At 57.9% G+C, this 12,838-nt stretch carries 10 protein-coding genes; 6 read left to right on the top strand and 4 right to left on the bottom strand.

What is annotated here, in order from left to right; genetic code table 11:
• A partial coding sequence (locus JNM42_RS03800; protein WP_294266410.1) for a hypothetical protein occupies positions 1–182 on the bottom strand: 182 nt, incomplete at its 3' end.
• A gap of 417 nt (positions 183–599) precedes the next feature.
• On the opposite strand from JNM42_RS03800, the gene JNM42_RS03795 reads away from it, so the two are divergent.
• From JNM42_RS03795 to JNM42_RS03775, 5 genes are all read left to right on the top strand, one after another.
• Positions 600–2,306 carry a sensor histidine kinase gene (locus JNM42_RS03795; protein WP_294266408.1) on the top strand — a complete coding sequence of 569 codons (1,707 nt, stop codon included), beginning with the start codon at positions 600–602 and terminating at the stop codon, positions 2,304–2,306.
• A complete protein-coding gene (gene btsR / locus JNM42_RS03790) occupies positions 2,300–3,016 on the top strand; it encodes a two-component system response regulator BtsR (RefSeq protein ID WP_294266405.1) in 717 nt (238 codons plus the stop codon). Before JNM42_RS03795 ends, btsR begins: the two co-directional genes overlap by 7 nt.
• A 270-nt stretch (positions 3,017–3,286) precedes the next feature.
• A complete protein-coding gene (locus JNM42_RS03785; RefSeq protein WP_294266403.1) occupies positions 3,287–5,350 on the top strand; it encodes a carbon starvation CstA family protein in 2,064 nt (687 codons plus the stop codon).
• Between the two features lie 4 nt (positions 5,351–5,354).
• The gene (locus tag JNM42_RS03780; protein ID WP_294266397.1) at positions 5,355–5,552 is read left to right on the top strand and encodes a YbdD/YjiX family protein; all 198 of its coding nucleotides are present in this window, start codon (positions 5,355–5,357) and stop codon (positions 5,550–5,552) included.
• A 139-nt stretch (positions 5,553–5,691) separates the two neighbouring features.
• Positions 5,692–6,744: a GTP-binding protein gene (locus JNM42_RS03775; protein ID WP_294266394.1), complete on the top strand. Its 1,053-nt coding sequence runs from the start codon at positions 5,692–5,694 to the stop codon at positions 6,742–6,744.
• Between the two features lie 38 nt (positions 6,745–6,782).
• On the opposite strand, the gene JNM42_RS03770 is transcribed toward JNM42_RS03775, so the two are convergent.
• The 3 genes from JNM42_RS03770 to JNM42_RS03760 all read right to left on the bottom strand — a co-directional run bounded on the left by JNM42_RS03770 (position 6,783) and on the right by JNM42_RS03760 (position 12,063).
• Positions 6,783–9,704 carry an HD domain-containing phosphohydrolase gene (locus tag JNM42_RS03770; protein ID WP_294266389.1) on the bottom strand — a complete coding sequence of 974 codons (2,922 nt, stop codon included), beginning with the start codon at positions 9,702–9,704 and terminating at the stop codon, positions 6,783–6,785.
• Positions 9,705–9,856: 152 nt separating this feature from the next.
• Complete coding sequence (locus JNM42_RS03765; protein WP_294266386.1) at positions 9,857–10,993, bottom strand: PilT/PilU family type 4a pilus ATPase; 1,137 nt, start codon at positions 10,991–10,993, stop codon at positions 9,857–9,859.
• A 23-nt stretch (positions 10,994–11,016) separates the two neighbouring features.
• Positions 11,017–12,063 (bottom strand): type IV pilus twitching motility protein PilT, encoded by a 1,047-nt coding sequence (locus JNM42_RS03760; protein WP_294266384.1) that lies wholly within the window; start codon positions 12,061–12,063, stop codon positions 11,017–11,019.
• A 68-nt stretch (positions 12,064–12,131) separates the two neighbouring features.
• On the opposite strand from JNM42_RS03760, the gene JNM42_RS03755 reads away from it, so the two are divergent.
• Positions 12,132–12,830 carry a YggS family pyridoxal phosphate-dependent enzyme gene (locus JNM42_RS03755; RefSeq protein WP_294266380.1) on the top strand — a complete coding sequence of 233 codons (699 nt, stop codon included), beginning with the start codon at positions 12,132–12,134 and terminating at the stop codon, positions 12,828–12,830.
• Positions 12,831–12,838: the final 8 nt, after the last annotated feature.

Raw genomic sequence — 12,838 nt, 5'->3', positions numbered from 1 at the left:
TTTTCCGCGTTGGCCAGCGTCAGCCTCACCGACACCGGCGCCGGTCCCGAGTTGCGCGCAACGACCTGATGCCCGACGCTGCTACGCTCGGTAACGACCAAGAAGGGATAAGCCGTCTTGCCGTCGGCAATCGCCGGGAGCATGCAGGCCAGCAGCAGCCAGAGGGTTATGGTCAAACGCATTGTGGAGCTCGCAGCAGAGTCAGCGCAGAGTCGCAGTCTATCGGAACTGCAAGTTTTCAGGTCATGCGAGCAGGGTTACACGATCTAACAGTCCTTCGTCATTCCGGCAAAAGCCGGAATCCAGATTCGTTTGTCTGATCTAGATGTTAAAAGATATGTTTGATATACGAACTGGATTCCGGGTCAAGCCCGGAATGACGGCAAAGCCTGGCCTCGGGCCACGGTGTTTCTAGAACAGGTTTACAGTGCCATGCTAGTGGCGCAGCCAAGGCACCAGAGCGAGTATGCAGCATTGGGGGATGGTATTCATTCTCCAGGAAATGCCTGTGGGTGCCCGATAGTCCAAATACCAGGAAGGCTGCCGTTTTTCCCGCAAGCTCGTAGAATCAGCGCTAATTGCTTTCCGGATTCCATACCATGCTTGAGGATATCAATCACCTTGCGCTGATCGGCAGCCTGATGCAGCAGATGTGCGTCTATCTGGTGATTGCCTATCTCCTGAGCAAGACCCCGTTGTTCGCCCCGCTGATGCAGGTTACCGTCCGCCTGCCGGACAAACTCGTCTGCTACCTGGTTTTTTCCGGCTTCTGCATCATGGGTACCTATCTTGGCTTCCAGATCGAAGGCGCGATTGCCAATACCCGCGCCATCGGCGCCGTGCTCGGCGGCCTTCTTGGCGGGCCTGTCGTCGGTCTCGCCGTTGGCCTGACGGGCGGTCTGCACCGTTATTCACTCGGCGGTTTTACGGATACGGCCTGTGCCGTTTCGACAACGCTTGAGGGGCTCATCGCTGGCGGCGTGCACCTCTACCTCATGCGTCGCCATCGTGCCGAGCAGTTGCTCAACCCGATGCTGGCGCTGGGCACAACGCTCTTTGCGGAGATCACGCAGATGATCGTCATTCTGCTGTTGGCCCAGCCTTTCGATCAGGCCGCACGACTTGTCGCCCATATTGCCCTGCCGATGATCCTGACCAATGCCTTTGGCGCGGCTCTTTTCATGCGCCTGATTCTTGACCGCAGAGAGACGCTGGAGAAGTATTCGATTGCCTTTTCCGCCAAGGCGCTACGCATTGCCGAACGTTCGGTCGGCGTCCTGATGCAGGGCTTCAACAAACATAACTGTACGCGCATGGCCTCCATCATTCAGGAAGAAACCGGTGTCGGCGCAGTGGCCATTACCGATTGTGAAAAATTGCTTGGCTTTGTCGGGGTGGGTGCGGATCACCACCTGCCGGGCGCGCCGATTTCTTCACCGCACACCATTGACGCCATCGCTCACAATGAAGTAATTTATGCAGATGGCGCAACTCTTCCCTACACCTGCTCGTTATCGAAGGACTGCAAGCTCGGATCATCGCTGATCATCCCGCTGCGCGGCGAAGGAAACCGGGTTTTCGGGACGATCAAGCTTTATGAGCCCAAAAGCAAATTCTTCTCGTCGCTCAACCGGACGCTGGGCGAAGGGATCGCCCGCCTGCTTTCCAATCAGGTTCTGGCCGGGAGAATCGAGGAGCAGAAGCGGCTGCTGGCGCAATCGGAAATCAAGCTGTTGCAGGCCCAGATCAACCCGCACTTCCTGTTCAACGCACTGAACACGCTGGCCGCGATCATTCGACGCGATCCGGAAGCGGCGCGGCAGATCGTGCACTATCTGTCCACATTTTTCCGCAAGAGCCTCAAACGGGTCGGCGATGAAGCCACGCTCAAGGACGAAATCGAGCACGTGGATGCCTATCTGCATATCGAACTGGCGCGTTTTGCCGGGCGGCTGGATGTCGGGTTTGCTGTTCCCGACGATCTGCTGCATCTGCGCCTTCCGACTTTTTCCTTGCAGCCGATTGTTGAAAACGCCATCAAGTACGGCATTTCGCAGATGATCGAACCGGGCAGGATTACCATCAGCGCGCAACGCAAGGACGACGTGCTGACGATTTTTGTCGAAGACAGTGCCGGTTTGTATCAGCCCAGGCCGGATGGCGACGGACTGGGAATGAATCTGGTCGATCGACGTATCAAGATACGCTATGGCAACGCCTACGGAATCGAGGTGACGTGCGAACCCGAGTGCTGGACACGGGTCGCCATCCGCCTGCCGATTTCAGAAGAGCTTGTCCCATGCTGAGCGCGCTGATCATCGACGACGAGGCGCCTTCGCGTGAGGAACTGAAAGCACTTCTGGCGTCTGCGGCCGATGTGGAGGTGGTGGGGGAATGCGCCAATGCGATAGAAGGTCTTTCGGCCATCCATCGCCTGCGACCGGACGTGGTGTTTCTCGACATACAGATGCCGCGCGTCAGCGGGCTTGAAATGGTCGGCATGATCGAGCCAGCGGCCCTGCCGCATATCGTTTTTGTTACCGCCTACGACGAGCATGCCCTGAAAGCGTTTGAGGAACACGCAGCGGACTATCTCCTGAAGCCCATCGATCCGCAGCGCCTGGCCAGAACGCTGGACTGGCTGCGTACAGGTGCACGCCCTTCCGCCAGGGCCTTTCCGGGGTCGAGCGATCAGTTGCGCCAGATTCCCTGCATCGGGCGCAACCGTATTTTCCTGCTCGGGCTGAATGATGTTGAATTTGTTCATACCGACATTAGCGGTGTGCAGGTTGTCGCCATTAACAAGCAGGGGATGACCGAACTGACCCTGAAAATCCTGCAAGAGCGCACGCCGCTAATTCGTTGCCATCGCCAGTATCTGGTCAACCTGAACCAGGTCGCCGAAATCGAATGGCTGGAAAACGGTGCGGTCGAAATCGTCACTCATAGCGGCAAGCGGGTGCCCGTCAGCCGTCGGCATCTGCGCGAAATCAAGGACAAGCTGCTTATTGTCTGAAGTTTTCGGCACCGCTCGGAGTCTGCTGGAAACCGTTCAATTCCTCAGCAAACCGCTCGCCAGATCGTCTGAATAGTTGAGTTCAAAAAGGGCTAGATTCCACCCTGTACTGTTACACGAGTGGCCTTGCCAGCATTTCGCCGCTCATGTTAGTGCCTGGTCCAGAGGCCGCTATACCGCCCTTGGCGACCTGCATTTGGGGGACGGTCGCAGCAATTTCAACAGAAATCGCGCCAAACCGCCTGAACGTAATTCAAAACTGGAGGGGTCATGAATCTCATTTCCAAACATGTTATTTGGTGGCTATTGACGGCGGTCGGGGTGTTCTCCCTCGGCACCGTTGCACTATCACGCGGCGAAACGATCAATGCCTTGTGGATCGTCGTTGCCGCAGTCTCGATCTATCTCGTCGCGTACCGCTACTACAGTCTGTACATCGCCGACAAGGTCATGCAACTTGACCCGACGCGGGCGACCCCTGCGGTACGTCACAACGACGGACTCGATTACGTTCCGACCAACAAGTACATCCTGTTCGGTCATCACTTCGCCGCCATCGCCGGCGCCGGCCCGCTGGTCGGCCCGGTGCTGGCCGCGCAGATGGGTTACCTGCCGGGTACGCTATGGATCATCATCGGCGTGGTGCTGGCCGGTGCCGTGCAGGACTTCATGGTGCTCTTTGTCTCGGTGCGTCGCGACGGCCGTTCGCTCGGTGACCTGGTGAAGACGGAACTCGGTCTCGTTCCCGGCATCATCGCCCTGTTTGGCACCTTCATGATCATGGTCATCATCCTTGCCGTTCTGGCGCTGATCGTGGTCAAGGCGCTGGCCGCCAGCCCGTGGGGTACCTTCACGGTGGCCGCCACCATCCCGATCGCCATGTTCATGGGCGTCTATAATCGCTTCATCCGCCCCGGTTGCGTCGGCGAAGTGTCGATCATCGGCTTCGTGTTGCTGATCGCCTCGATCGTTGTTGGCGGCCAGGTCGCGGAAAGTTCGACCTGGGCACCGCTATTCACCTTCGACGCCAAGCAACTGACCTGGATGCTGATCATCTACGGATTTGTCGCCTCGGTACTGCCGGTGTGGCTGCTGCTCGCGCCGCGTGACTACTTGTCGACCTTCCTGAAGGTCGGAACGATCCTCGGCCTGGCACTCTCCATCGTCTTTGTCGCGCCGGATCTGCGCATGCCGGCGGTTACGCAGTTCATTGACGGAACCGGTCCGGCCTGGTCGGGCAGCCTCTTTCCGTTCATCTTCATCACCATCGCCTGCGGTGCGGTTTCCGGCTTCCATGCGCTGATCTCGTCCGGCACCACGCCCAAGCTTCTAGACAACGAAAAGAATGCGCGCATGATCGGTTACGGCGGCATGCTGATGGAATCCTTTGTGGCCGTCATGGCGATGGTCGCTGCCTCGATCATCGATCCGGGCATCTTTTTCGCCATGAACAGTCCGCCAGCCGTGATCGGCAAGACGGTCGAAGGCGCCGCGCAAATCATCTCGCAGTGGGGCTTCGTGATTACCCCGGAGGTGCTGATTCAAACGGCAAAAGATGTCGGCGAAACCACTATCCTCTCGCGTGCGGGCGGTGCGCCAACGCTGGCGGTCGGCATGGCCCAGATCTTTTCGCAGGTGATTGGCGGCCAGGCCATGATGGCCTTCTGGTACCACTTCGCGATCCTGTTCGAGGCGCTGTTCATCCTCACCGCCTGTGATGCCGGTACGCGTGCAGGGCGCTTCATGCTGCAGGATCTGCTGGGCACTTTCGTTCCCTCGCTCAAGTCGACCCGCTCCTGGCCGGCCAACCTTATCGCTACCGGTCTTTGTGTTGCCGCCTGGGGTTACATCCTGTATCAGGGCGTGATCGATCCGCTCGGCGGCATCAATAGCCTGTGGCCGTTGTTCGGCATTTCCAACCAGATGCTGGCCGGTGTTGCGCTGATGCTATGCACAGTCGTCCTGTTCAAGATGAAACGGCAGAAGTACGCCTGGGTCACGATTTTGCCGGCCACCTGGCTGCTGATCTGCACGCTGGCGGCGGGTTGGGAAAAGGTCTTCAGCGCCAACCCGAAGATCGGTTTCCTCGCGCTGGCCAACAAGTTCCAGGCCGCGCTGGACAAGGGAGAGATCCTCGCCCCGGCAAAGACCGTCGAGCAGATGCAGCAGATTGTCTTCAACAACAACCTGGATGCCGTTCTGGCCATGTTCTTCATCTTCGTGGTCATCAGCATTCTGTTCTACACCATCGTTGCCTGCCTCAAGGCTTCGCGGGAAGACAGGATCACCAGCCGCGAAGTGCCTTACGAAGGCATCCCGACGGCGAGAGCCTGACATTTTGTTCAACGATCTGACAAAGTTCGGCAAGTATCTCGGGCAGGCCTCCAAGATGATGGTCGGTCTGCCCGACTACGAAACCTATGTGGCCCACCTGCGTACGACGCATCCTGACTTGCCGGTGATGACTGAAATCGAGTTCTTCCGGGATCGTCAGGAAGCGCGTTATGGATCGGGTCGCTCCGGCGGGTGTTGTTGATCTTTCCAGATCGCCTCAAAACGTCCACCGCAATGAAGCATCGATGCAAAGGGAGCGCAGAGCAGAGCAGTAAGCCATAATCCCTCGCCCTCCTTTACGAACATCGCGACCTTGCGGTGGATTTTTTAACTTTGATTCCATGAACCAGACTGTCTTCGCACCACTCCCCGTCACCCTGCTCTCCGGCTTTCTTGGTGCCGGCAAAACGACGGTACTTAACCAGTTACTTAATAATGCCGATGGTTTGCGATTTGCTGTCGTCGAGAACGAATTCGGTGCCGTAAATATCGACAGCCAGCTCATTTCGCGTAATAGCGGCGGCATCATCGAACTGACCAACGGTTGCGTCTGCTGCACGGTCAACGCCGATCTGGTACGCGGCTTGCTGGATCTAGCTGAAAGGCGGGCCTCAGGCGAATTGTCTTTTGACTGGATCGTCATTGAAACGACCGGGCTGGCCGACCCCGGCGCCGTTGCCCAGACTTTTTTTGCTGCGCCCGAATTGCGCGACAGCTTCATGCTCGATGGCATTGTCGTGGTTGTCGACGCGGTGCACGCACAACAACAATTGAACGAACATGTCGTCGTGCAACGCCAGGTCGGATTTGCCGATCGTCTGCTGCTATCAAAATGCGATCTTGTCGAGTCCGACGTGATCGCAGTGTTGTCGGAGCGCCTGAACCACATCAACCCACGCGCACCTCAGCAGCGGCTGGAACGGGGTCGCGCCGAACCCGGATCACTGCTTGGCATCGGTGGATTCAATCTGGATACTTCGCTGTTGGCCAGCGAGACCAATATACGATCCGCTACCCGCTTTATTCCGCGGGCAACCCCGGCAACCGGATCCTTTGGACGGTCGAAACGAGCGGTGGCGCACAGCGACGAAATATCATCTTTCCTGCTGGAAGCCGGCGAAGTCGACCTGGAGAAAATCGGTGCTTTCGTCCAGTCAATGATCGACGAATTCGGGGAAGCCCTGTTACGCTACAAGGGAATACTGGCCATCCCCAACGAAGATCGGAAACTGATTTTCCAGGGTGTACAGCGCGTCGCGGGTTTCGATTTCGGTGAAGTCTGGGTGGCTGCGGAAAGGCGGATTTCAAGAATCGTGATTATCGGCAAACACCTGCCGGAAACTCGGCTACGCAACGAGTTCCTGAGCGCTGCAGGAATCGCCGACGTTACATAGGGATCAACAGCGCCGCATCCAATTGGCCGAATCGCCAGTCACGGCCTGGCGTTGTCCAGGTACTGTTCGATATCGACCGGGTCAATCTGTTCCGGCTTCATGAAGCGATCGGCATACTCGCGATAAACTCCCGAGCGCAGGAAGAGATCGAACAACTCCGGGTCGATGTGCTGATCCTTCTTCATGAAAGACATGATCCTGATCGACTCGGACAAGGTCTTGCCCTTTTTGTAGGGCCGATCGACGGCTGTGAGCGCCTCGAAAATATCGGCAATCGCCATCATCCGCGCCAGCGGACTCATCTCGTCCCTTGCTATTCTCCTGGGATAGCCGGTGCCGTCCATCTTCTCGTGGTGGCCGCCGGCAATCTCCGGAACCTGACGCAGATGCTTGGGGAAGGGCAGTTGCGAGAGCATGATCAGGGTCTGTACGATGTGTTCGTTGATCTTGTAGCGCTCCTCTTCCGAAAGCGTTCCGCGCCCGACCGAAAGGTTATATAGCTCACCCTTGTTGTAGAGCAGTTCGGGTACCGGCATGCGGAACCCCCATTTGTTGTCTGCCGGCATGCGGTCTTGCGGACGCCGCTCGAAGAGGTGCTCCGGCTTGTCCGCCAGCAGCGGCTCGAGCACCGGTAGCGTCGCTGCCGGGGTGCGTGCCTTGCGTTCCTTTTCTTCATGCGCGATGCCAATGCGGTCGTCCAGCGTGCGTAACCAGGTGAGCCCGGCAATTGCCCTTAGGCGTTCAAGCTTCTCCGGCGCCATGAACTCGCCACCTTCATTGCAGTTGGCGATGAAGGCGAAGTCACCGTCGAGTTGACTGATCTTCGCATCAAGGTGTGCACGCGTCACAGCCGGATCCTCGCCTTCGGCAATCGCCTTCAGGCAGGCAATTTCGGCATCGCGCTTGAGGACTTCGAAGCGCATGCGAATTTCGTGAATCCGGTCGTAGAGGGTCTCCAGCTTGGTTGCCTTGTCGACCACGTATTCGGGCGTGGTGACCTTGCCGCAATCGTGCAGCCAGGAGGCGATGTGCACCGCTTCCCAGTCCTGGGCGCTGAGCTGGAAGTCGCTGAACGGCCCGGTGCCTTCGTTACACGCAGCGCGCGCGAGCATCTTGGTGAGTTCAGGCACGCGCGCGCAGTGACCCCCGGTATACGGGCTCTTGGCGTCAATCGCACTGGCCAGGAGCTGGATAAAGGCTTCGAACAGTTCCTTCTGCGCTTTGATCAGCTCGCGTGTCTCAAGCGAACTCGCGGCAGATCCGGACAGCGCCTTGACAAAGGACACCTGCGCCTCCTCGATCGGCACGCTGCGCAGCAGCACCATGGCGCCAACCAGTTGCTGCTGGCGGTTCAGCAAGGGTACGGCCAGACCTTGCCTGGAGGCGCTTGCGCCCAACAGAGCGCCGATGCCCGATGATTGCTGGTCGGCGCTGTTCAGCACTCCCGAACATGGCACGCCGTCCCGAATGGCGTTACCTAACAGCGACCCGACTTCGGGCAGCGGAATGGGACGCAGCTTCGCCATGAGATCCTGGCCCTCGCCATTTTTTGCAGAGACTGGAATCAGTCTTTCGCTATCGACGAGAAAGAGGACTCCCGCGTCGGCATCAGCGGCTGAAAGCGTTTCGGTCAGGAGCATGGGCAGCAGGCGATCAAAGTTCTCTTCCGCAGCCACCGCCTGACTGATATCGAGGAAGCGTCTGATGGTGCGCTTCATGCCTTCCATGGTTTTGGCGAGTTCATTGACCTCAAGAATCATCGAATGCACCGCAATCGGGCGAGAAAACTCGAAGTGACGGATGGCCTCAGCCTCGCCGGCCAGCGTGCGCAGCGAGACGGATATGCGGCGCGCCATCAGCCAGGTCAATGGGATGGCGAGCAGGATGGTCAGGAGGGTGAATAACACCGAATTGGTCAGTAAGTGCAAGGCGGCGGCAAGCAGCTCCCGATCCGGTATTGCGGTGACCAGAAAGAGCGGGTTGGCCCCTTCGAGCATGACGGGTTGAATCGTCACCCGCCAGTCACCGTCGGACAGACTCAGGCGACTGACATAGTGATCCTTGCCCTGCAGGGTGCCAATCGGCCCGGTGAGCCTGGCCAGCACGGGTATGCCGAGCTCCTCGATACGCGTCAGGCTGGGTTTGGCATCAGGCGTATCGGCGATGGTGACCAGTTTGGCGGCATCTTCGTGTGCAATCACGAAGCCCTGCGCGTTAACCAGAAGCACGTGCGTTCCAGGCGTCACCTTCTGTCGTTTCAGGCTCTCATTGAGCGTATCGAGCAGGATATCGGCCCCGACGGCAGCTCGACCGTCCTGGGTTCGCGAGGCAATTGTCGTTCCCACCTTGTGGGTGGAGAAAAAGAGGTAGGGCGGGGTCTTGATCTGCCCTGGCGCCGCCATCGATTCGGTGTACCAGATACGCGTGCGTGGATCGTAGCTTTTGGCATAGTCCGCTCGCTCGTCCTCGCGCAAGGTATTCAGTTCGGCATCGTAATAGACGAAGCGACCGCGCGGCGGACTGGTGCCAGTCTCGACGCTTTGCAAAATGAAGCGTGTGCCCTCAGGTGCCTTGAAAATCTGCCGCTCGGCATCGTCATTGATGCGCCGGAGGAGGAAGGAGTCGCCGGAGTCATAGCCGAGATAGATTGACGAGAGCGCCATCGAGCCGTTCAACACTTCCCTGAGCAATCCCAGCCGCTGCAAACGATCCTTGTAGGTCGCGCTGTCGGCAATGGCAGAATGACGCAGGAGATTGACGGCCATTTCGGCGGGCGAAATCACCTGCTTCAATTCGCCAAGTGTTTCCTGAGCAATGCGCCGGGTGAGATCTTCAGCCGCCGACTCCAGCATGTTGCGCGAGGTGTGGTAGCCGAAACCCCCGATCAGCCCGCCAAACAGCAGGAGAAGCAGCAGGAAGAGGGTCGAGATGTGAATATGTAAGGGGAACAGACGCTTCATCAGGGGCTCCGCAACAAACGCCATTCCGGCTTAAGCCGGAATCCAGAAAAGTCAAGGCACTGGACACCGGCTTCTGCCCCGAAGGTGACAGGGCCTAGGGCTCAAACACAGTTGCTGGGGTGCGCCGGTGTGACGGCTTATTCAGTATTTCCCTAGACGACTTCGAGGTGCCCGATGCCCGAGTTGAGATCGCGATCCTTCGACTCCTTGCCGTGCAGCTTGATCTGCAAGCGTAGATCATTGACCGAGTCGGCGTTACGCAGTGCATCCTCGTAGGTGATATGGCCGGCCTCGAAATGATCGAACAGCGCCTGGTCAAAAGTTTGCATGCCGATCTCGCGCGATTTTTTCATGATCTCCTTGATCTCGTGCACTTCGCCCTTGAAGATGAGATCGGAGATCAGCGGTGAGTTGAGCATGATTTCAATGGCCGCCACACGACCCTTGCCGTCCTTCTTGGGGAGAAGGCGCTGCGAGACGAGCGCACGCAGGTTGAGCGAGAGATCCATCAGTAACTGGTGCCGGCGTTCCTCCGGGAAGAAGTTGATGATGCGGTCGATCGCCTGGTTGGAGCTGTTGGCATGCAGGGTGGCGAGACACAGGTGGCCGGTCTCGGCGAAGGCGACCGCGTGGTCCATGGTTTCCCGGTCACGGATTTCGCCCATCAGGATGACGTCGGGAGCCTGGCGCAGGGTGTTCTTCAGCGCGGCTTCCCAAGAGTCGGTGTCAACGCCGATTTCGCGTTGCGTGACGATGCAGCCTTTGTGGTCGTGAATGAATTCGATCGGGTCTTCAACCGTGATGATGTGGCCGTGACTGTTGATGTTACGGTGATTGACCAGTGCTGCCAGTGAAGTGGTTTTGCCGGTGCCGGTGCCTCCGACAAAGATGACCAGACCGCGTTTGGTCATCGCCAGATCCTTGAGCACGGTCGGTAGCCCGAGTTCATCCAGTGTCGGGATCGACATGTTGATCGTTCGGCAGACCACTGCCACACGGCCCTGCTGTATCAGCGTGTTGACACGGAAGCGCCCGATCCCCGAGGGTGATATGGCGAAATTGCATTCCTTGGTGGTCTCAAACTCGGCCGCCTGCCGGTCATTCATGATCGAACGCGCCAATTCGGCCGTGTGCTGAGCCGTCAGGAGTTGGTTTGAAACCGGGGTGATCTTGCCATCCACCTTGATTGCCGGGGGGTAGTTGGCGGTGATAAAGAGGTCCGAGCCATTCTTCTGCGACATAAGGCGCAGAAGATCGTGCATGAATTTCAGTGCCTGATCGCGTTCCATGATTTACCTCTCCACCGTCTACGTTAAGCGCCCGGGAAAGCGTCCTTGTTGGCGGCCTTGCCGCGAGCTTCAACCGAAGAAACAAGGTTCCGGCGAACCAGTTCAAGAAGATTCTGATCGAGGGTCTGCATGCCCAACTGAGCACCCGTCTGGATTGCAGAATACATCTGTGCCACCTTGTTTTCACGGATCAGGTTACGAATCGCCGGGGTGCCAATCATGATTTCGTGTGCCGCCATGCGCCCGGTACCGTCCTTGGTCTTGAGCAGCGTTTGCGAAATAACCGCACGCAGCGATTCGGAAAGCATCGAGCGAACCATTTCCTTCTCGGCCGCCGGGAAAACGTCAACGATACGGTCGATCGTCTTGGCCGCGCTCGAGGTGTGCAGGGTGCCAAAGACGAGGTGGCCGGTTTCGGCGCCGGAGAGGGCGAGGCGAATGGTTTCCAGATCGCGCATTTCGCCGACCAGGATGACATCCGGGTCTTCGCGTAACGCCGAGCGCAGCGCGTTGGCAAACGACAGGGTATGGGGACCCACTTCGCGCTGGTTGATCAGGCACTTTTTGGATTCATGCACGAATTCGATTGGGTCCTCGACGGTGAGAATGTGGGCGTGCTCGTTTTCGTTAATGTGGTTGACCATCGCCGCCAGGGTGGTCGATTTGCCTGAACCGGTTGGGCCGGTGACCAGAACGATGCCACGCGGATACTCCGAAATATCCTTGAATATCTTCGGGCAATTGAGATCTTCGAGCGAAAGGATTTTTGAGGGAATGGTCCGGAAGACCGCTGCCGCGCCCCGGTTCTGAACAAAGGCGTTGACACGGAAGCGCGCCAGATTGGGGATTTCGAATGAAAAATCGCACTCCAGAATCTCTTCGTAGTGCTTGCGCTGACCATCATTCATGATGTCATAGACCATGGCATGCACGTCCTTGTGCTCCATGGCCGGCAGGTTGATGCGGCGTATATCGCCATGCACTCGGATCATCGGCGGCAACCCCGACGAGAGGTGCAGGTCAGACGCCTTGTTCTTGACACTGAAAGCCAGCAGTTCGGTGATATCCATCGTGGTTCGTCCTCAGCGGTGGTCGGGGTGCAGTGCTATACTTTGGAGCATCCTTGCAATTAATGATTATGACTACAATATCCGCTAACCTGCAAGCCGTTCTCGCACGTATTACCGCAGCGGCTCGAAAGTACGGACGAAATCCTGACGATATTGCGCTGCTTGCCGTGAGCAAGACCTGGCCAGCCTCCGCTGTGCGTGAAGCGGTTGCCGCCGGACAGAGGGCTTTCGGTGAAAACTATGTGCAGGAAGGGATTGAGAAAGCGTCCGATCTGGCTTCGTTGGGACTTGAGTGGCATTTTATCGGTCCATTGCAGAGCAACAAGACGCGTCGGGTGGCCGAGGTTTTCGACTGGGTGCATTCGATCGATCGCCTTAAGATCGCAGAACGGCTGGCGGAGCAGCGTCCCGCTGCACTTGCGCCTTTGCAGATATGTCTGCAGGTGAATGTCAGCGGCGAAGCTTCGAAAAGCGGTGTGCCAATGTCTGAAGTGCCGTTACTGGCGCGACAGCTTGCGTCGCTGCCGCGCCTGAAACTGCGCGGACTGATGGCCATTCCCGCAGCGTTTGATGACTTTGTGCAACAGCGGCAGGCGTTTGGCCTTCTGCACAGGATTTATCAACAATTGAAGCAGGACGGCCTGACGCTCGATACGCTGTCGATGGGCATGACGCATGACCTCGAAGCAGCAATTTCCGCGGGGGCGACAATGGTGCGTGTGGGTACGGCCATTTTTGGCCAGAGATGGGTTGAGACTTCGGGGTGAAATGGGCA

This window comes from Propionivibrio sp. (assembly GCF_016790145.1).
Lineage (GTDB): Bacteria > Pseudomonadota > Gammaproteobacteria > Burkholderiales > Rhodocyclaceae > Propionivibrio.
The sequence above is the reverse complement of the archived record's forward strand: the minus strand, read 5'-3'. Positions and strand labels throughout refer to the sequence as shown.

Excerpts from the sequence above, each read along its gene's own strand:
- JNM42_RS03795 (WP_294266408.1), top strand. The coding sequence starts at position 600 with ATGCTTGAGGATATCAATCACCTTGCGCTGATCGGCAGCCTGATGCAG.
- JNM42_RS03770 (WP_294266389.1), bottom strand. The coding sequence starts at position 9,704 with ATGAAGCGTCTGTTCCCCTTACATATTCACATCTCGACCCTCTTCCTG.
- JNM42_RS03765 (WP_294266386.1), bottom strand. The coding sequence starts at position 10,993 with ATGGAACGCGATCAGGCACTGAAATTCATGCACGATCTTCTGCGCCTT.
- btsR (WP_294266405.1), top strand. The coding sequence starts at position 2,300 with ATGCTGAGCGCGCTGATCATCGACGACGAGGCGCCTTCGCGTGAGGAA.
- JNM42_RS03775 (WP_294266394.1), top strand. The coding sequence starts at position 5,692 with ATGAACCAGACTGTCTTCGCACCACTCCCCGTCACCCTGCTCTCCGGC.
- JNM42_RS03755 (WP_294266380.1), top strand. The coding sequence starts at position 12,132 with ATGACTACAATATCCGCTAACCTGCAAGCCGTTCTCGCACGTATTACC.
- JNM42_RS03785 (WP_294266403.1), top strand. The coding sequence starts at position 3,287 with ATGAATCTCATTTCCAAACATGTTATTTGGTGGCTATTGACGGCGGTC.
- JNM42_RS03760 (WP_294266384.1), bottom strand. The coding sequence starts at position 12,063 with ATGGATATCACCGAACTGCTGGCTTTCAGTGTCAAGAACAAGGCGTCT.